General features: G+C 58.1%; 14 protein-coding genes and 1 tRNA gene. 9 read left to right on the top strand and 6 right to left on the bottom strand.

All coding sequences use genetic code 11. The annotated features are described in order from the left end of the window. Positions 1-369: 369 nt before the first annotated feature. The 6 genes from ACYQ6M_RS17305 (at position 370) to ACYQ6M_RS17280 (ending at position 8,882) form a co-directional block, all read left to right on the top strand. Complete coding sequence (locus tag ACYQ6M_RS17305) at positions 370-1,404, top strand: capsular polysaccharide export protein, LipB/KpsS family (RefSeq protein ID WP_460074752.1); 1,035 nt, start codon at positions 370-372, stop codon at positions 1,402-1,404. A gap of 439 nt (positions 1,405-1,843) precedes the next feature. Further along, a complete protein-coding gene (locus ACYQ6M_RS17300) occupies positions 1,844-3,439 on the top strand; it encodes an ATP-binding cassette domain-containing protein (protein ID WP_460074751.1) in 1,596 nt (531 codons plus the stop codon). A gap of 32 nt (positions 3,440-3,471) precedes the next feature. Then, the gene (locus tag ACYQ6M_RS17295) at positions 3,472-5,439 is read left to right on the top strand and encodes an ATP-binding cassette domain-containing protein (RefSeq protein ID WP_460074750.1); all 1,968 of its coding nucleotides are present in this window, start codon (positions 3,472-3,474) and stop codon (positions 5,437-5,439) included. Next, the gene (locus tag ACYQ6M_RS17290) at positions 5,436-6,809 is read left to right on the top strand and encodes an HlyD family type I secretion periplasmic adaptor subunit (RefSeq protein WP_023001593.1); all 1,374 of its coding nucleotides are present in this window, start codon (positions 5,436-5,438) and stop codon (positions 6,807-6,809) included. The genes ACYQ6M_RS17295 and ACYQ6M_RS17290 overlap by 4 nt, the downstream gene beginning before the upstream one ends. A 10-nt stretch (positions 6,810-6,819) precedes the next feature. Next, the gene (locus ACYQ6M_RS17285; protein ID WP_460075707.1) at positions 6,820-8,844 is read left to right on the top strand and encodes a VCBS domain-containing protein; all 2,025 of its coding nucleotides are present in this window, start codon (positions 6,820-6,822) and stop codon (positions 8,842-8,844) included. Then, positions 8,806-8,882: transfer RNA gene (locus ACYQ6M_RS17280), tRNA-Met, on the top strand. The genes ACYQ6M_RS17285 and ACYQ6M_RS17280 overlap by 39 nt, the downstream gene beginning before the upstream one ends. Here the strand turns inward: ACYQ6M_RS17280 and ACYQ6M_RS17275 are convergent. The 6 genes from ACYQ6M_RS17275 to ACYQ6M_RS17250 form a co-directional block, all read right to left on the bottom strand. Further along, positions 8,839-10,485 (bottom strand): recombinase family protein, encoded by a 1,647-nt coding sequence (locus ACYQ6M_RS17275; protein ID WP_460075705.1) that lies wholly within the window; start codon positions 10,483-10,485, stop codon positions 8,839-8,841. The genes ACYQ6M_RS17280 and ACYQ6M_RS17275 overlap by 44 nt on opposite strands. Beyond that, entirely contained in the window at positions 10,485-11,534 is a 1,050-nt protein-coding gene (locus ACYQ6M_RS17270; protein ID WP_460074749.1) for a tyrosine-type recombinase/integrase, read from the bottom strand. Before ACYQ6M_RS17270 ends, ACYQ6M_RS17275 begins: the two co-directional genes overlap by 1 nt. A 13-nt stretch (positions 11,535-11,547) precedes the next feature. After that, complete coding sequence (locus ACYQ6M_RS17265; protein WP_460074748.1) at positions 11,548-13,266, bottom strand: tyrosine-type recombinase/integrase; 1,719 nt, start codon at positions 13,264-13,266, stop codon at positions 11,548-11,550. A 127-nt stretch (positions 13,267-13,393) separates the two neighbouring features. After that, on the bottom strand, positions 13,394-13,606 hold the full coding sequence (locus ACYQ6M_RS17260; protein ID WP_460074747.1) for a helix-turn-helix domain-containing protein: 213 nt from the start codon (positions 13,604-13,606) through the stop codon (positions 13,394-13,396). Between the two features lie 212 nt (positions 13,607-13,818). Beyond that, positions 13,819-14,511 (bottom strand): hypothetical protein, encoded by a 693-nt coding sequence (locus ACYQ6M_RS17255; RefSeq protein ID WP_460074746.1) that lies wholly within the window; start codon positions 14,509-14,511, stop codon positions 13,819-13,821. 418 nt (positions 14,512-14,929) lie between these two features. Further along, a complete protein-coding gene (locus ACYQ6M_RS17250; protein WP_460074745.1) occupies positions 14,930-15,958 on the bottom strand; it encodes a LacI family DNA-binding transcriptional regulator in 1,029 nt (342 codons plus the stop codon). Positions 15,959-16,129: 171 nt separating this feature from the next. On the opposite strand from ACYQ6M_RS17250, the gene ACYQ6M_RS17245 reads away from it, so the two are divergent. From ACYQ6M_RS17245 to ACYQ6M_RS17235, 3 genes are all read left to right on the top strand, one after another. After that, positions 16,130-17,152, top strand: coding sequence for a sterol desaturase family protein (locus tag ACYQ6M_RS17245; protein ID WP_460074744.1), 1,023 nt, complete (start codon positions 16,130-16,132; stop codon positions 17,150-17,152). Positions 17,153-17,162: 10 nt separating this feature from the next. Then, positions 17,163-18,182, top strand: coding sequence for a sterol desaturase family protein (locus ACYQ6M_RS17240; protein ID WP_460075703.1), 1,020 nt, complete (start codon positions 17,163-17,165; stop codon positions 18,180-18,182). Between the two features lie 176 nt (positions 18,183-18,358). Then, entirely contained in the window at positions 18,359-19,315 is a 957-nt protein-coding gene (locus tag ACYQ6M_RS17235; protein ID WP_209017830.1) for a substrate-binding domain-containing protein, read from the top strand. The last annotated feature ends 34 nt before the right edge of the window (positions 19,316-19,349 follow it).

Raw genomic sequence — 19,349 nt, 5'->3', positions numbered from 1 at the left:
AGGTTTGAGTTGGCTACAGGAACACTTATGGACTGCAGCTAAGCTGAGTTCTTTTTACGGTTTTTATAGGTCGAATCAAGGAGTATATTCTCTTGGAGGGTTACACATTCAGTTCTAACTGATCATCCCACTTAAAGTTAGTGAAGGCTTCCCTTTCCGCCCCAGATGCTGGCTTCAATTAGGGGCGTTGATGCCATCACCTTCGCAAAAGACCGAAGCGTAGTTGCCGGTTCGCTTACACCAGCGAAAATTGCGGATCAGGATCCGGGGCACCGCGACAATACAGTGCGACGCCATGCCCCCCGCGGTTCAAACAAAAGTAGTTTGGGGTTTTGTCAAAACCCCCAATCCATTTTCGGAAAGAATCACGTGACAAAAATTGGTTTAAGTACCTCCGGCCTATGGAAGCAGCGGCATGCGGTTGAGCTCTTGGTTGGTCATAAGCCAAACCGTTTTCAGTTGTCTAGCCAGCGGTTAGACGCCGTCGCCGGTTGGGGGCACAAGCCGACTGCGCTGCGCGCTCGAGAAATGGCGGCTAAACATCATCTTCCTTATGTCGCTTTCGAGGATGGATTTTTGAGATCCGTTAGACCTGGCAACCAGGAAAAGCCGGTCTCCCTGGTCCTTGATCGAACAGGTATCTATTACGATGCCCGCCAGCCAAATGATCTGGAGTGTTTTGTTCGCCGGCGTTTTGGGAAGCCAATTCAGAACCAAAAGATCCACGATGCCATCGACTTGATCCGGTCCAAGCGACTCTCGAAATACAACAGTTTCGATTTCTCGGATGTTTCAGAGCTTTGTTTGCAATCTTCCGACCGCAGGGATCGGGTACTTGTTATTGATCAAACCGTCGGCGATGCGTCGATACCCGGGGCATTTGCAAAAGATGAAACCTTCCGCCAGATGCTGCAAGTCGCCATTCAGGAGAACCGTGAAGCAGAGATTCTGATCAAGGTTCACCCGGAAACGATGATCGGGCGCAAGGCAGGGCATTTCACGCATGAAGTCCTTCAGGCTCTCGCGCAAGTGGATGAGAATTGCGCCAAGGCCCTGACTGAAGGTCGGTTGCGTTTAACACCGGAAGCGATCAATCCCTGGCCGCTTCTGGAGGCCTGTGCCAAGGTCTATTGCGTATCCAGTCAACTGGGGTTCGAAGCTATTCTTGCTGGCTGTGAGGTCCACACTTTCGGAGTTCCATTCTATGGAGGCTGGGGCTTAACCGTTGAACGAAACCCGGTGAAATTGAACCGACGTCACCCGGTATCCCTGGAAGCAGTCTTTGCTGCACTTTATTTCGACTACAGCCACTACCTGGAACACGATCCTGTTCGGGAGATCTCCTTTGAAGAGGCGGTTCACCAACTGGAAGACCGAATTCGACTTGCACGCAGTGAGGCCTGAGACTCGATCGCGCTCAAGAGTTCCGGAATGCAAAGTTAGACAGAGGTTTCACACATAGCATTGTCAACGGTTGAAAAAGTTGCCTTCAGGAGCCAAGTTTTACGCGGGTGTAGACGAGCAGCTTGTGGAATGTGGTTAGAATTGAATGGCTTGTTGAGGCGCGAGAGCGGAGCATTTGATTAAATAGATCTCTGCATTGTAAGAGTCGGTTCCTAACGTATATTATTTAATTCGTAATTTTTGCAATGAGAAGCTCTGCAAGATTGATAGTTTTTGCAATTACATGACGTTTTTCGGTTGTTTATCAGCTAAATTTCATTAGTTCCCTTAAGTAAGAATTCACGAAAAACGAAATAGGCTTTGGCAATGTTGGCTGGCTCAATGCGTGGGGGCCAGATTGCGGGTGCGATGATGTCTGTCGCCAAAGAGAGCCGAACTTATGACCATACGTCTCTGGTTGATCGTTCTTTCGTTGATTTCAAACGTTCTTGCCCTTGCCTTGCCACTCGCGCTTATTCAGGTTTACGACCGAATTCTTGCAAATCAGGCGGTTGGAACTGCCTTTGTCATTTTTTCCGCCGTTGCACTGGCCATCTTGCTGGATGGTTTGGTGAAATATGCGCGCGCTTCAATCCTGGGGCGGCTTGCGGCGCAGGCGGAATATGAGCTGTCGTTCAAGACGGCCGAGAAGCTGCTCTCCATTGACGCAAACAGGCTCGGGCAGTTCAGCCCCGGGCGCATTCGCGAGCTGTTTACGGCTATCAACAGGTCCAACGATGTCCTGATAGGGCAATCGACGCTTGCCGTCTTCGATGCGCCCTTCGCGGTCACCTTTCTCGTCCTGGTTTGGTTCCTGGGCGGGCCCACCGTGTTCGGGCCGTTGGCGGTGGTCGTTGTCTTTGGCGCTCTGGCACTGTTTTCCGCCTACAGGCAGGCAAAGGCAGGCAAGGCCTTGTTCGAGGCCTCGGCCGATGAAGCTTCACTTATCTTGAATTGCCGCGAACACATTGACCGGCTTATCGCACGCGGGAAGCTGGGTGAATTTGCCGGCAAGTTGCGCCTGCACGAGAAACGAAAGGCGGCAGCCCAGGAGACCTCGGAAAGCAGCCTTGCAGCCTCGCTCAACCTCAGTCAGACCGGCGGTCTGGCGACAACGGTTCTGGTGCTGGGTGTCGGTGCAATGGTCGTGCTTGCCGGTGACATGACGACCGGGGGGCTGGCAGCCTGTCTGATCCTCGGGCAAAGGGGTGTTGCCGGTCTTCTTGGTCTTGTGAATGCCTTTGCCCGGCACCGGGTTTCCGCATCCGCGTTCAAGACCATCCAGGACCTTCTTGCGTTGCCTTCTGCCCACGCTCTTCAGGGCACAGCAGTGGAAAGTGAAGGGAATATTGGTCTGCGATTTGACGTCGAGGGTTGCCGGGTTGTCTGCGAACCCGGACAGTGCCTTGTCGTTCGTCCTTCGAATGGGCAGCAGGCTGCGGCAGTCTTTGGCCAACTGGTACATGCGTTGTCGGAAAATGACGCAGAGGGCACCGGCCCGCTAAAGAGGGCCGAGATTTTCGCGGCAGACGGAAAGTCTGTCTCTGCACTTAACTGCCGCGTGTCCGTTTGCGATGAAGGGCTCACCGTCTTCAACGGAACGCTGCTGGAAAACATGACGGCCTTTGACAGCGAGGCGACCGGGCGAGCCGTGTGGTTGTCCGAGCAGCTCGGTCTGGCCGACGCGATCGGACGACTGCGCGACGGGCTGGAAACGCGTTTGTCTCCCGGTCTTGGTGTACCGCTGTCAGATGGGCACCTCAAGCGTCTCATGCTGGTTCGAGCTCTGGCAGGTGAACCTCAAGTCCTGTTGCTGAAATCTCCCTCCCTTTTTCTCGACGCGCGCGGCATTGATCAGCTGACCGGTCTTTTGAGGGCCCTTGAAGGCAAGGTCACGACCATTGTGTTCGACAACGCCGGAGGACTGGTCGAGCAGTTCGAAAACTGCGTGGATCTTCCCGTCCCACAAGTGCCGTTGACGGAAGCCGCCGCATGAATGTTCAGTCCAAAGTGTCGGGGAGTTCCACAATGACTGCCGGATGGTCGAGCGATGATCCGGTTCAACGCACGGATCTTGAAAACGTCCTGCTGGCCGTTCTGACCGAGCTGGGCTGGCGCCGTTCCAGCGAAGTTCTGGGCGCGGCGATGTCACATAAAACCGGGCTGCAGTCGCTCGATGACGCGGCGATGGTGCTTGATCTTATCGATATCGGCGCGAGCGTTGAAGCGAAGCTGCCCGCCGCATGGCTGAGCGGACTGGACGGTGCCCTGGTCGTAAAGGACAGGGAAGGAGTACATGCGCTCGTCCGGGAGGACACACGCGAATTCTCGACATCTTCCGCAGGCCTCGACCGCGATCAGGTTCGCCGCCGCATGAGGAACGCCGGCAAGCTGCTATTTGTTCATAACCCGGAACACTCCGTCGCGACGGTCCTTGCCATTTCGGTGCGCGCGCGGATGCGCAGGGCCGCCATGACAGCGCTGTTTCTGTCGCTCGTGCTCAATGCGCTTGCGCTGTTCATCCCATTCTTTTCGATGGCGATTTTCGACCGGGTTCTGGGGGCACAAGCCTCGGAGAGCCTGATCCCGCTGCTTTCTGGCGCAAGTGTCGTACTTCTTGCCATCGTGATTTTGCGGAGTATGCGGGCGAGAATCCTTGCGGCCGAATATGCGCGTCTGGTCGCGGTAATCCGCCTGATGTCGTTGTCGCGTATTTTGCGCCTGCCCCACGCAATCCGGCACAAGTTGGGTTTCGATCGGCTGCAAGGCAGGTTGCAAACGACGTCGATGGGAGCAGAGGCCTTTGCATCTCAGAACACACCCGCCATCTTTGATGCCCCGTTTGTGCCGCTGTCGATTTTTGCGATTGCTTTTGTCGGCGGCTGGATGGCCATAGTGCCGGCAATTTATCTGACGCTGTTTTTCGCCTTGAGCTGGATCCTGAGCGAAACCAGGCAGAGCCTGGACCCGCAGCTTGAAAATGCAAATCAGAAGCGCGTTGAGGCCCTGACAGAGCTGAGTGCGAAGGCCGCGGTAATCCGGAACATCGATCATGGAAGGTCCTGGTTCACCAAGTTTGTATCCCTTGCCCGGCAGGCGGCTTTCGTGAAGCACCGACAGGCGCAGCGCTCTGCTGCCCTGCAGTCTCTTGCCTATGTTCTTGGAACGGGCGCAGCCCTGACAACGCTTTGCGTCGGTATAGCCCTTGCCATGAACGGCACCATCACGGCAGGCGCGCTCATTGGAACAATGTTGCTGACATGGCGCGTCACAGGTCCTTCCCAGGCCTTTTTCCTGGCTATTCCGCGGTTGAAGGCGATCCGTCAGGCAATCTCGGGGCTCGAGCAGTCATTTTCCTGGGGAACGCCGCAGGCACAGCCTGCATCGCTCGAAAGGCTGGAGCAAGGCCCGCCGGAAGTCAGCGGGAAGGGCCTTTACCTGAAGTTCGACCAGAGTTCGGAGCCGGCCCTGACAGGCGTTTCGTTCAATTGTGCTCCTGGAACTCTCACGATTGTCATGGGGCCGAACGGCGCTGGAAAGTCGACACTTCTGAAAGTGATCTCCGGCCTTGTTCCTGCACAGTCAGGGCGCCTGTCAATCAATGGTCGCTCGGTAAGCCAGTATGATCCAGACGACCTGGCGCGATCCACATGCCTTCTTCGGATCGGCGATTATCACGGCGAAACAGATGAAAAGGCCTTTGCGCAGCTGAGGGAAGAATGGCACTCGACTGCAGACAATGATGCAGCGGCAAATTGCCGGTTCATACTGCTGGACGACAGCACCGGCGCAGCAACGGCGGGAAGCCGGAAGCAACTTCAAGAATTCCTGAAAGCAGCCAGGGGCAAGGCAACGATCTTCCTTGCGACGCACGACACAACCCTGGCCGAACTCGCGGACAACGCACTTATTCTGGACGATGGCGGCATGGCCTATTTCGGTCCTGTGAAGCCCACCAGTCAACCAATCGATCCGTCGGAGGACGCCAGTCGATGAAAGCGACCCATCTGGATAGTCAGTTTGAACTGAATGACGGCAAGGCGGTCAGGCTGACCAACATGGCTGCAGCCGTGATCGGCATCTGCCTGGTGCTGTTCATTGCGTGGGCCGTTGCGACGCCTGTTGATGAAGTTGCCAAGGCACGGGGCGTAATCGAACCGGTCAGCGAAGTGCAGCGCCTGCAGAGCGAACATGGTGGGGCGTTGGCAACATTGGTTGTGCGCAAGGGCGGGACGGTCGCAAAAGGTGACGTCATCGCGATATTCGACAATAGCGAGTTGAAGTCGGAGCTCCGTGAAGCGCAGACAAAATCACTTGCGCTGACGCTAGAGCGTGAGCGGCTGCTGGCGATCGTGGAAACAAGAACCCCTGAGTTCCAGAAAGCTGCCGCTCCTTTCACGGCACCGCCGGATCTTATTGCGGTCAAGAACGGGACGGCCACGGCACCTTCAACAAACCAGCGAACTGTTGAGGAACTCATCAACCGGGAAATGGCCGCTTTTGAGGCGAGGGTCGCCTTCCTGTCCAATGAAAGAGACGTCATCAATCGCCAGATAGCCGAAAAGGCGGCAGATGTCTGGGCAATTGATTCCGAACAACCTGCGATCGAGCGGCAACTCACCGTCGCCCGGGAGGAAACAGAAAGCCTGCGAGACCTGGTAGACAGAGGGCTTGCCGCGCGTCCTCAGCTGGTTGCGGCCGTGCAGGAAGAGGCGAGATATGAGTATGAGCTTTCGACCCTTTCAGGACGGCGCGCCGTTGCTGAAGCGCAGATTTCGGAGCTGCAGGAAAACCTCGAACGCGTCGGATTGAACGAGGCCTCCGAAGCACGCCAGCGGATTGCTGAAATCCACACGGAACACAGTGCGCTGGACGAACAAATGCAGCGGATCCAGAGGCGCTTGTGGTCAACAGAACTGCGCAGCCCGGTGGACGGATTTGTGCAATCGGTTCCCGAGACAATTGTCGGCCGGGTGATCGAACCTGGTGGGCTTGTGGCTGAAATCGTTCCACGGGACGTGGACTTGCGCTTCACGGCACAGTTGCCCCCTCGGGATGTCGGTTTTGTTTCCATAGGTCAGCCTGCCAAACTCAAGGTCGATTCCTTCGATTTCAGTCGCTACGGCTCTCTGACCGGCAAGGTGATCGAGGTTTCGCCAACAACGATCGTTGATGAGCGCGGAACCGCCTACTACGAAGTTCTGGTTTCCGTCCCCGTTACTCATTTTGGTGATGATCCGGGTCGCTATTCGCTTCTGCCGGGCATGACCGGTGAGGCGGATATCCTGACAGGCAAGAAGACAGTCTTCGAATACATCTGGAAGCCGATCTATACGAACCTGGATCTGGCGCTGAGCGAGCGGTAGGAGCACCGTGATGGCCGATCAACCGGACAAAAAAGCCACTTCGCAGGATCAGGGGAACACGCCGGAGGAGATCAAGGATTCCAGGAAGATCCAGCCAGAAGAAGTTTTTGGATGGACGCCAATCTCGGAAGGAGAGGATACGCCCCTCGCCGAAACACAGTTGCTGGAGAATGAGGAGGAAGGGCGTCCAACGTTAAATGATGACGTGATAAACAGTCCGTCGCCGCGTCATGCTCAGGCCGATGTATCAGGTCAGGCTCACAGCGTTGCGCCTGCCACGCCAGCTGCCGGGCAACAGGCTGCACCGAGGAGTACCTACCAGGGTGAACATGCGGCGCCTGCATCAGGTCATCAAACCGATCTCCATCAGACGCCGGGCGTGTCCCAACCTGGCTTTTCGGTGGGGGTGCCAGACGCCCCTCAAACGCTGCCACACTCTCATCCTTCGGTGGATGTGTCAGCTCTGCCGGACGCTCCTATAAGGCCTCTTCCGCCAGTCGGAATACAACCTCCTGCGGGCACACAACCACTTGGTGGAACACAGCCACCGGCAGGAACTCAACCTCCCGGCGGAACGCAGCAGCCCTCCGTGTTGCTCACTGGGGTGCAGACCTTCACTGGCGGCGCGCATCCGCCGGCGACTACCCAGCAAACTCCTGCCCAGATTGCGACCCAGACACCATCTCAGACTTCTGCACAGATCAGCGGCGTCGACACGAGCGTTGCGACGGAAGATCGGAACGTCGTTTCAGGATCATTGGTTGCCGGCGGCAAATTGCAGATCGTCGACCCTGATCCAGGACAGGATCACTTCACCGAGGTCACCGGTCCTGCCGGGGCAGGTGCCTATGGACATTTCGAAATTCACGCCGACGGCCAGTGGAATTACCACGCCGACAACGCCCAGGCGGCCGTCCAGGGGCTGAAGCCAGGAGACGCACTGACCGACAGAATTACGGTTCAGAGCGCGGACGGAACGTCTCATCAATTGCGGGTCGTTATCACCGGCACCAACGACGCCCCTGTGTTGAAGGCTGCGACGGCCTCGGCGACGGAGGACGGGAAGTCCGTCACCGGCCAGATGGTGGCAACCGACGTCGATCACGGCGACACAAAGACCTTCGCGGCCGGTCAGGCGGTCGACGGCTTTACCATGAACCAGGACGGGTCCTGGAGCTTCGACCCAAGCCATGCGACCTATCAGCACCTTGCCGCCGGCCAGACCCAGCAGCTGACGATCCCGGTGACAGTAACCGACCACGCCGGGGCGACGGATACGCAGAATCTCGTCATCACGGTCACCGGCAGCAATGACGGTCCCGTTGTGTCCAGCCCGGTCGATCTCGGCAGAGGAACGGAAGATCATTCTTTCCAGATCTCGGCGGCACAGCTGCTGGCCCATGCCACCGATATCGACACCGGAGATACGCTCTCCGTGACTGGTCTGTCTGCAAGCCACGGGACCATCACCGGTGATGCCGCGCACGGCTTCACCTTCACCCCGGACCCGGATTACAACGGCCCGGTCACGCTCAGCTACCAGGTCACCGACGGTCACGGTGGAAGCACCGCCCAGACAGCCTCTCTGACTCTGGGGGCCACACCGGATGCCGCCATCATCACCGGCACCGACACGGGTGACATCACCGAGGATCGGAATGTCGACCATTCCTCTTCGCACACCATCGCCACCAGCGGGTCCCTGACCGTCCACGATCCGGACGGCACGGCCTTCAACCATTTTCAATTCAGCCGGTTCGGCGAACACGCGGTCTCGGACCCATTCGGCGGCAGCTTGCACATCGGCCCCTCGGGGAATTGGGGCTATAGCGTCGACAACACCAACCCCGCCATCCAGGCGCTTGCAGCGGGCGAAGTGGGTCATGCGATCTATGAGGTGCACTCGGCCGACGGCACCACGCACCGGATCGATATCACAGTCCACGGCACCAATGACGCCCCGGTGCTGAGCGCGGCGACGGCCTCGGCCACGGAGCGCGGGATGGAGCAGCCCGGTAGCTCGTCAGGCTCATAACCTGAAGGTCGCAGGTTCAAATCCTGCTCCCGCAACCACCGACATCAGCCCTGACTTACCAAAGTCAGGGCTGTTTTTGTTTGTACCTCCCACTTCAGCACACACCGACAGAATCCGCGCAAGATCGCCCTGAATGGTGATTGACAGCTGAGCGTTGGCCGGATCCGGCGCCAAGATAATCTTGGTGACCAGAGACTGGATCAGATCGATCGCGTCAGCCTGGATCGAAGGTTCGTTCAACGTTTCTTCAAGTCTCTGCACCTGACGCAGATAGGCTTCATGAAGGTTGGGATGGGGTGTGAACGCGGGCGCCGCGTGCGATAGGGCATCAATCCTGGCGACTAGCTCCAGATGCTGATGTTCCAGATCCTGAAGCCGTGTCTTCATCGCTGGGGAATAGAGGCCATCCTCGATCGCCTTGATGATCGAATTGATTTTGGACCCGGTTGCCGCAAGGTTGGCTTCAAGAGCTTCGAGCTCTGTTCGGCTGGTGGCATTTAGACGATTGATCTCTTTGGCGTACTCTTCGACGAACACGCTGATGAGTTCCGGAGACACCAGATTGGACTTCAGGCCCTTCAAAACTCTTGCTTCAAGGGCCTGACGCTTGATCGTTTTGCCATTTGAGCAGGTGGCCTTGCCCCGATTGCGATTTGAGCAGCCGTAGCGGTCCTTGCCCATGATGGTATAGGCACCCTGACAGCAGCCGCAGGTCAGGAGGCCTGAAAACAGGAACTTCTTCCGGTGAACCCGGTTCAGCGCATTGCCGGTCGCATCGCGGGCCATGAGGGTCCGGTTTGATGCCTGCCGCTCCTTGACGCTCTGCCAGAAGTCGTTGCCGACGATCTGAAGATGGGAAACTTCAACCACTTCCCAATTGTCTTTGGGATTTATGCGGGCAACACGTTTGCCGGTCACCGGATCCTTGACGTAGGAACACCTGTTCCATTCAAGGCGCCCGACATAAAGCGCATTGTTGAGGAGGCCGGTTCCGCGATCCACCTGGCCGCGAATGGTTGTATCGCGCCATGGCCGACCGTCTGGACCGGGAACGGCTTCAGTGTTCAACGTTCTTGCCAGACTGCGTGGGCTGATGCCGGAAGCATAGTCTCGGAAGATCCGGCGGATGATGTCGGCTTCACGTGGATTGATTGTTCGCTCACCCGCATCCGTGCTCATGTCATATCCATAGGCCTTACCACCCGGGATCTTGCCCTGGAGGGCCTTGCCAAGTTGCCCGCGTTTGGTCTTGGCCTTCAGGTCCGAGAGAAAGAGTTCGCTCATCGTCCCAAGCAAACCGATATGGAGCTGGGTGATCTCTCCGGCCTGCACCGTGTGCAGCCTGATCCCGTTGAAGGCCAACTGGTCGTAAAGCGCGGAGACATCACTCAGCCGCCGTGCCAGACGGTCGAGCCCTTCGCAAAGGACCATGTCGAATGATTTGTTGGACAGACGCTGTTCCAGCTGCCGGTAGCCAGAGCGGTTGAGAGTGCTCGCCCCGCTGGTTGCCCGGTCCGAATAGATATCGACCACCTGCCAGCCCTGTGCCTTTGCCAGGCGTTTGCAGATCTCGACCTGATCCTCGATCGAGGCTTCCGATTGCAGATCCGACGAATAGCGGACGTAAATGGCAACACGCATCACGAGGTCTCCTTTACGCGTCTTGTCTTGCGCTTCGATTTGATCAGGGAAACGTAACTGGAACTGGCTCGGGCGGAGTTCGCCAGATTGTAATGTGCTTCAGACGTTTCCATTTTTTTGTGCTGTAGAACGGCGGGAATGAGGCCGACCTTGTCGGGACAGTCGATGGCAAGGTGGGTTGCTGCTGACCTGCGCATGTGGTGGAGCGCCATGCCCTTGCCGAATGCCTTGCCGGTCAGGTATCGAAACTTGTCGTAGATCTGGGCATCACAGAGCGGGCGTCCGCGCCAGGACACCCAGAACATGTCGTGGGGATCGGCTCTGAGGAGTTTGGGACGGATATCGGAGAGGTAACGTTCGAGGTAGGGCGTCAGCAGGCCAGGCAAGCAGATCTCCTCTGACCGATGTGCCTTGGTGTCCTCGGCCGGGAGCAGGAGCGCGTATCCGTCCGCGGTCTTGAGGAAATGTCCCGAGACACTCAAGGCTGCCAGGCTCCTGCGCCGCAGTGGACACAGGCTCAAGATCGCGATCAACAGACCGTCGCGAAACTGGACCTCCAGTGCCTTGTGGGTTCTGCCCTGAAGCTCATCGGCCGTGTCCATCAGATCCAACCCGAGATCCAGAACGCGCCAGGGCGGTGCCAATCTGTCGAAACGATCGAGCGGCCGGCCGTTTGCGGCGACCCTGTAACCGATCTGTTGAAGCCAACTCCAGTTGCGGGAAGGATACATCAGACGGATTGCCAGAAACAGCCCCTCGATCTGGATCGCAATGGAGGTCGGCCGGTTGGTAGGAGCGAGGTCATTGACATAGGCGCGCACCCGATCGCGGGTTACTCGCTCCGCAAGGGGAGCTCCCAAAGCGGCCGGGTCGTGTTCCTTTAGAAACCCGAGCCATCTGCGATATGAAAAAGTGATCTTGCGCCGGCTGCCTTCGCTGAGGTGGGCGCCTGCGCCGAGATCCTCATCGAAGATGTCTCCGGGTTCGAACGCGCCTGTGAGGGCCTTGAGGTCTTCGACTGGCCATTGCTCGATCGGTAGATGCTTCATCTGATCGCGCTCCTTACCGTTTGCCGCGTTGTTGCCTGGTCTTCAGCGCGTCGCGTTTGCTGACGACCAGGCTGGAAAACGCCTTGCTTGCACGGCGTGTCGAAAGCCCCGCATAGATCTGGGTGGTCTTGGACCAGGAGTGGGCCAGGAGTTGGCGGACAGTCTCGAAATCCTCCGGCCGGGCATCCAGGTAAAGGGCTGCCGAAAAGTGCCTGAACTGGTGCGGCGTCATATGGATATCCAGACGCTCCGAAAGCACGTCCGTTATCTGCACACTGAGTGTCGGCTGGGTCTTGCGCCCGCCGCTTCGATTGACAAACAGAGGCCCCATCGGGTCTGCACCAAGTCTTGGCAGGATCATCTGCCTGTACCAGCGAAGGCGCATTGCAACGTCCGTCGGGATCTCGCGGATCAGATCCCGCTGGCCGGTCTTGGTCTCCTCGGCAGGGATCCGCAGGCGCATTGGTCCGCGCGGCCCAGAGAGGTCGCTGAGATGGGCACGGCTATCCATCGCAATCAGGTTCTGTGGGCGGAGGGGAGCCACAAGCAGAATATCCAGTGCGATTGCCACCTGTGCCTTCACGAAAGGAACCTGGTCGTCGCTCAAGGCGCGTTTGACCTCTCCCAGAAGCTGTTCGGGCAGATGCAGCAATCGGGCCCGCATCGCCTCCCCGTCGAAGGCGCGCAGCATCGCCTTGTTCTTGTCGGTGAGATCGTGGGCCGGAGCCGGAAGCCGGCTTGCCATCTTGCGCAGAACGGCGAGTTCTTCCGGCGCCAGATCTAGGTGGTACCTGGCAATCTGAAGCAGGGTTTTTGAGAGGCTGACAGCAAAGGCATTGGGTCTGCCTTCTGCCTTGTCATGATAGTGTCTCAGGACCTTCTTCATTGCGTCCTGATTGACGAGATCGGCGAGCGACAGGATTGTCGCGACGGGCGTTCCGGTTTGAACAAGGACGGATGCCGCCAGGCGGATGTGTTCCCTTTGCTGGCGCAAGGTGGAGGCCTTGAGCGCTTTCTTCGGCGCCTTGTCACTGAGATCGAAGGGGTCCGGTGCGCGTCGTCCTTCCAGATAGACTTCGACCTGCCTCTGGAAGGAGATCGGAAAGGCATCGATCGGCAGGTGCAAGCTCGGGGCTTTGAAGGAAATCGGTGAAAGCCCGATCGAAGGCCATTCCTCGATCCGTTCGCATGCCTCGTTCCACAGCCGCGGAACCCGCCGGGCGATGTCCTTGGGCTTTTGCTTCAAGGTTCTCGTCGTCAGCCAGGTGTGGAAGAGTTGGACCGCTTCGTCACTGACGTCGGCAGGTGCTCTCCCGGTTGCCGCGCACCAGTTGGCAAAACTTGCCATGCCATCGGTGAGCCGTTTGTCCATCTGGACGTGTCTGACGAGGGGGCCCCATTCCGGATGACTGAGCGCTGCGCCCCTGTATTCCGGGTCCAGCAGGCCGACATCTTCCAGGCTCGTCCGAAACAGGCTGCGCAGGTTGGACAGCGTTTTTGCCGTCATGCCTTGTGCTAGCGGGCGGATCGACCAGAACGCGGTTCGCAGCTCTTCCAGGCCGACGATAGGCTTGTGCAAAGGGAAGTCAGCGAGATCGGAAATCCGATTGACGGCGGAGATGCGGTCACGCTTCAGCATGTCACTGATAGGCATGTCCTTCACACTCTCCACTGCATTTGCGAGCGTCACAACATCGGTCGGTTTGAAAGTTGCTTGACTGGTGTTCTGCATTCTTTTGCCTCTTTGTGAAATGTGGTGTAAAATCGTGACATTCGGGAACTATATACCATAATAGATGGAACGATTACTTGGCATGAGTATTCCCGAGTTGGTTCCAAGTTCTTGATAGTTGTGTGTTTTACTTGTGCGCTTCTGCGCGCTGCCCAAGGTCGGGCAGGGTCCAGTCTTCGATGCCGAGGAGCCGGTTGAACTCCGCCACCGCGACCAGCCGCGAGCCGCCGATCTTGACCGACGGCAGGCTGCCTTCTGCGATCCAGCGGCGCACCGTGCGCTCGGTCTTGCCGAGGGCATCGGCGATCTCGCTCGCGCTGTAATGCGTTCGGCCGGGCATCACTTGCCGTTCCGTTGGGAAGGGGAGAACAGATCAGGGATATCGTGGGAGGTGTTTGGCGTCGAAGAGCTGAACTGGCGGCGGGCTTCAGCAATCGCCAGCAGCCGGACCAATGCCTTGAGGTCCGCTCTGTTCTCTTGAGATTTGTCTGAATGCCTTGCCGCCATGCCCGGAAAATACGAGGGCGTGGCTGGCGGCGCTAAATGGCCAAATCAACTTTGTTTTTGTTTGTCGCTTCTTTGGACGCTTCTTTGGGCAGTGCGCACCCGGCTGCGCCAGGCGTCCGGCGAAAACTCCAGGCCAATCGGCTTGCCGGCAGCGACCAGGAAATCGAACAGGCGACCCGAGACTTCGCCGGCGCGGTCGCTTCCAGGAGCAGCAACCGACATGCCGACGGGTTTGCCGGTGAGCTCTTCATACAGACCGAGCATATCGTCCAGCCAGCTGTTGATCTGCCCATCGCCGTGGTGGCCGGGTTGTACGGTCAGGCCGCGAATTCTGGTCAGGTCTTCGATAGACCGGGTGCAGCGGTGGGTGAGGTTCTGGGCCGCGTCGATTGCGCCTGCTCTGTCCTTGTCAAACGCGGCCAGCGAGACGACAAGAGCGGTCAGGGGCTGTTCATCACGGTCAGTCGGCTCGCTCAGGGCGTTCGAAAGCGCCCGGTCCTCGATCCCGTCGATAGCGTCTGCAGGGTCAACGCCGAGGCACTGGAACACAGCGTCGGCCATCGCGCGATATCGGGCTGGAGACGGTGTGGGAAGCTCCTCTGGAGCAATGTCTGCCGGGAGGTCTTCGCCGTCTCGTCGGGCAAGCGCATAAGCCTGCCGCAGAAAGCGGGCCAGGCTGTTCTGAAGCTTCGTCACACGGTCAATCAGGTTCGCACCCGGGACAAGGTTCGACCTCACCCGACCCAAGCCGCTCCAGAAAAGAGCCTGATCAAAACGATGCCGGCGAGACAGGACCTCTGCCGGCGTTACTCGAAGCGCACGGGCCATCGCAGCAAGATCAGCAGCGGAATATGAAATCGCCTCTGGGGCCATCGGGAATGCCAAAATCCTATTGATTAGGAACAGCAATAGGAGTTCTCGGGCCAACCGTTCAACGCGGCGTCTACGAAACACCACCAACTATCCACAGTGAGGCACCGAGGTCGACTGCTCGGATATCAGCGACCATGGCAAGCCGCAAGGAAAAGGACCTGTGTCTGTTAGTCAATTAACGTCAGCTTCACGGCCCCACATCTGACGTTCCCCAAGTCTCCACTCGGTCGCGATAGCAGACATTTCCCGCCACTTGGTTTCTTGTTCAAGCGGGTTTGAGCCTCTAGACATTCTCCGACGTGTAGATCTCAAATCCGAGTGTCACGCTCTGCGCGCCGACATCCGGGCCTGTTCGTTTGGCCTTGACGAGGGCTGCGATGGTTTCGCGGGCCATTTGCTTCATCGGGTGGCAGATGGCCATGGTCAGGAAACCGTCGATCAGGGCTGCACGGGTGACATCGATGAGTTCATAGCCGACACTGATGAAATCCTTTCCCGGATTGATGTCGCGCAGGGCCCCGACCGCGCCGGTGACGCCGCCGCCCGAAATGAAGAGGCCGCACATGTCCGGGTGCTCCTTGAAAAGCTCTTCGGTCATTTCCCGGGCGACGGCTGCGGATTCAAAGGTTGAGCGTGGTTCCAGCAAGGCGAAGCCGGAATTGTGCTCGCGCAGATACGAGCGGAAGCCGCTTTCGTTGAGGTCCTGGTTTCTGTAGCGGTGGTTGCCGACAAGGATGCCGATCTTGCCACGTTCACGGCACATCCTGTCGAAGGCCCAGGCAGCCGTCCGACCCACCTTCCAGTGATCGAGGCCGATATAGCCGACATTGCCTCGGGCGGAGAGCGGAGCGACGAGCCCGCAGACCGATGTGCCCGCGCGAAGCACGGTGTCGATCGCTTCTGAAACCAGCGGGTGCTCCGCCGCCACCAGGGCAATAGCGTCGCAATCGCCGGAGATCGCCAGAAGCCGGTCGGCGACGTTGTTCGGGGACAGGTCGTCGAGGAATTCAAGAACCAACTCCACCCGGCCGTCCTGGTAGTCTTCTGCTGCCTCGGTAAGCACAGCACCGAGATCGCGATAGAAGGACCGATTGCCCTGTTGCAGCAGGATGCCGAGGCGATGGACCTCGGCACTCTCGCGGATTGAGTAGTCGATGGTGCCGAGGCCATAGAAGCCGATGCGCTCTGCGGCATGCCGAACGCGTTCTCTCGTTGGCTTGCGTACGGAAGAGGCATCGCTCAACACCCGGTTCACAGTCGAGACGGAAACACCCGCGGCGTCCGCCAGATCCTTGATCGTTGGTCGTGTCATGACGTTTGGTTATCTCATTTTGTCTCATTATTCTATATCATTGAAACAATTTGGTATGAAATAAATATTCCATTCTGAAGCTTATTGATTATTTTTGTGTCATTCGGGCATCCTTCTGTCAATCCGGTGCGGCGCTCCAGCAGGGCATCAGACATCGGTCGGGAGGAAAAAATGGACGATCTCAAATACGGGACCCGCGACAAGCGCGGAAACTGGTCGCCAAACGCCTTGGCGCAGATTGCACCGTTCTGGACGGGCAATTTCAAGGAGATCGGCCATTGGTTCCTTGAGTATCTGTGGCCGTGGAATGCCTTCCACATGGCGACGGCCTTGCTTTACTGGTTCTTTGTCATTCCGGACGTCGCAACACTGAAGACACTGTCCTGGGGATGGGCGCTGTGGCTGTTCGCGGTCAATGCAGTCTGCATCTTCGTCATGTACGGCGCGGTCGAGCTCTTCTACTACGTGAAGCGCAAGCAGGGCACGCGGTTCAAGTACAATGCCAAGTTCCCGTCGGAACATCCGTCCGACGTTTTCTGGTTCAAGAGCCAGAACCTGGACAATTTCCTGCGCACCTATCTGGTGTCGATCCCACTATGGACGCTTTGTGAAGTTGTTGCGCTCTGGGTGTTTGCAAACGGCTGGGCAACCTGGCTGAACTGGGATGACAACTGGCTATGGCTGAGCCTGCTCGTGTTGCTGGTTCCTGCGATCCACGAAGTGCATTTCTTCTGCATTCATCGGCTGATCCATACGCCGTTCCTTTATAAACACGTCCACTCCGTGCATCACAACTCCATCAACCCGAGCCCCTGGTCGTCGCTGTCGATGCATCCTGTGGAATCGGCGCTCTACTTTGCCGAAATCTTCTGGCACCTGATCATCCCGTCAAACCCGATCGTGATGCTTTTTCAGCTGCATGGCACCGGCTTCGGCGCGATCAACGGACACATCGGTTTCGACAAGCTCGAATTGACCGACGAGAAGGCTCTCGGCAGCCATGCCTATGTCCATTACCTGCACCACAAATACTTCGAGGTGAACTACGGCGCAGACGGCCTGGTCCCGCTCGACAAGTGGTTTGGCTATTGGCACGACGGCTCGAAAGAAGCTGAAGAACAAATGAAGGAGCGCTTCCGCAAGAAGAAGGAACGCGTCAATGCCAAGGCTTCCCGGTCACGGGTTGCAGGGTGAGGGCGAGACCATGGAAGATCTTCATTTCGGCACCCGCGACAAGCGTGGCAACTGGCGCCCGAACGAGGCCCTGAAGCTTCCCTGGAGCGGCAAGGTAACCCTCAGGGCAGCGCTTCGGTTCTTCAAGGATTACCTGAGCGGCTGGAACCTGACCTTCTTCGCCATCTCGCTGGCCTACTGGTTCCTGGTTCTACCGTCGCAGGAAGTGATGTCGGTCCTCTCCTGGGTCTGGACGATGACGCTTCTTGCCGTGAACATGGGCGGCATCTTCTTTTTCTATGGAGCGTTTGAACTGCGCTACTACGTTCAGCGCAAGCAGGCCAGACGCTTCAAGTACAACGGCAACTTTCCCGCAGAACAGCCTTCGGATGTGTTCTGGTTCAAGAGCCAGAACCTCGACAACTTCCTGCGCACGATCCTCGTGACGGTTCCGATCGGGACAGCCGTGGAAGTTCTGGTGCTCTGGCTGTTTGCCTCCGGGGCGGTGCCGATGGTGAGCCTGGACAGCAACCCGGTTTGGTTCGTTACCATGATCCTGGTGTCGCCGCTTCTGCATGAGGCCCACTTCTTCTTCATTCACCGCGCCATTCACTGGGGCCCGCTCTACCGCTGGATTCATTCGGTCCACCACAACTCGATCAATCCGAGCCCGTGGTCGTCCATGTCGATGCATCCGGTCGAAGGCCTGCTCTACTTCGCAACGCTCTTCTATCACCTGGTACTCTGGTCGAACCCGTTCGTCGTTGTGTGGCAGTGGAACCTGGCAGCCTATGGCGCGGTGGTGGGACACATCGGCTTCGACAAGCTGGAAGTCACCGAGGATACGGCTGTCAACAGCCACGCCTACGCGCACTACCTGCACCACAAGTACTTCGAGGTGAACTATTGCGACGACGGCGTTCTGCCCTGGGACCGGTGGTTCGGTACCTGGCACGACGGCACGAAGGAAGCCGACGAGCGCATGAAGGAACGTTTTCGCCAGAAGAAAGCGCGGACCAGCCAGCGCAACACGGCAGTGCCGGCTGAATAGCCGAGACGGAATTGCTTGGCACCTGCCAGTTGTTTCGCGACGCGAGCGATGGATCGGAAGGTGGTCGAAGCAAGTTGAGAGGGCTCGCATCCGGGAGGAACAAGGGTGTGCCCAAATGTACCAAGCTCTGAGGAGACCTGTTCGCCAAAGGCTTTAGGGAGGAGACTGAAGTGAAACTGATCAAGACCTTTGTGGTGGCGGCCGCTACCGCGATCATCGCCACCAATGCAATCGCAGCGGACATCTTCGTCATCGGCGGCAAGCCGGACGATCCGTTCTGGTCACGGGTGAAAAAGGGTGCAGAAGACGCCGGTAAGGTTGCTGAGGCCCAGGGCGGATCCGTTACCTGGCTTGGCCCGCAGAACTACGACAACCTTGGCCCGGACGCAGCTGAACTGATCCGCCAGGCGATCGATCAGGGTGCGGATGCGATTGTCGGTCCTGACTGGGTTCCTGAAGCCATGGATCCGGCTTTCAAGGCTGTTGTCGATGCCGGCATTCCGCTCGTGATCTACAACGCGGGCGGTATCGAAGCGGCCGACCGTCTGGGCGCAATGAACTATGTCGGTGCCGTTGATTACAAATCCGGTTATGCTGGTGGGGAATACCTCGGCAAGGCCGGCCACAAGAACGGCGCATGCGTCAACACGCTGCCGGGGGCTGCCAATATCGAAGCGTTCTGTAGCGGCTTCAACGATGGCCTTGCCGCCGCCGGTGGCACCGGTACAGTCCTGCAGCTGCCTGCGACTGCCTTTGGCGATGCGACTGCCGTTGCCCAGGCAGTGCGGGCGCACCTGTTGCAGAACCCGGACATCGACGCGATGTTCGCGATCGGCGACGGCGACACCAACGCGACCGTCTCGGGTATCCAGCAGGCTGGCAAGCAGGGACAGGTTCATGTCTGTGGCATGAACTTCAACGACTCTATCCTGGCCAACATACAGCAAGGCACACAAGCCTGCGCCATTGACCAGCAAGGTTACCAGCAGGGTTTCTTCGCCGTGTCGATCCTGAACAACCACGTCATGTACGGCACGACCATTCCGACCCGTGAAATTCTCACCGGTCCGGGCGTCATCGACAGCAGCAACGTTGACCTGGTCATTGCAGGTGTCGAAGCCGGCGCCCGCTAGGAATCCCAGGAACGATCGGGTCGCCCGCTTTCAG

Source organism: Roseibium sp. ROS1, from assembly GCF_054658215.1.
The sequence above is the reverse complement of the archived record's forward strand: the minus strand, read 5'-3'. Positions and strand labels throughout refer to the sequence as shown.

Excerpts from the sequence above, each read along its gene's own strand:
- ACYQ6M_RS17275 (WP_460075705.1), bottom strand. The coding sequence starts at position 10,485 with ATGCGTGTTGCCATTTACGTCCGCTATTCGTCGGATCTGCAATCGGAA.
- ACYQ6M_RS17250 (WP_460074745.1), bottom strand. The coding sequence starts at position 15,958 with ATGACACGACCAACGATCAAGGATCTGGCGGACGCCGCGGGTGTTTCC.
- ACYQ6M_RS17285 (WP_460075707.1), top strand. The coding sequence starts at position 6,820 with ATGGCCGATCAACCGGACAAAAAAGCCACTTCGCAGGATCAGGGGAAC.
- ACYQ6M_RS17240 (WP_460075703.1), top strand. The coding sequence starts at position 17,163 with ATGGAAGATCTTCATTTCGGCACCCGCGACAAGCGTGGCAACTGGCGC.
- ACYQ6M_RS17265 (WP_460074748.1), bottom strand. The coding sequence starts at position 13,266 with ATGCAGAACACCAGTCAAGCAACTTTCAAACCGACCGATGTTGTGACG.
- ACYQ6M_RS17245 (WP_460074744.1), top strand. The coding sequence starts at position 16,130 with ATGGACGATCTCAAATACGGGACCCGCGACAAGCGCGGAAACTGGTCG.
- ACYQ6M_RS17260 (WP_460074747.1), bottom strand. The coding sequence starts at position 13,606 with ATGCCCGGCCGAACGCATTACAGCGCGAGCGAGATCGCCGATGCCCTC.
- ACYQ6M_RS17295 (WP_460074750.1), top strand. The coding sequence starts at position 3,472 with ATGACTGCCGGATGGTCGAGCGATGATCCGGTTCAACGCACGGATCTT.
- ACYQ6M_RS17270 (WP_460074749.1), bottom strand. The coding sequence starts at position 11,534 with ATGAAGCATCTACCGATCGAGCAATGGCCAGTCGAAGACCTCAAGGCC.
- ACYQ6M_RS17300 (WP_460074751.1), top strand. The coding sequence starts at position 1,844 with ATGACCATACGTCTCTGGTTGATCGTTCTTTCGTTGATTTCAAACGTT.
- ACYQ6M_RS17290 (WP_023001593.1), top strand. The coding sequence starts at position 5,436 with ATGAAAGCGACCCATCTGGATAGTCAGTTTGAACTGAATGACGGCAAG.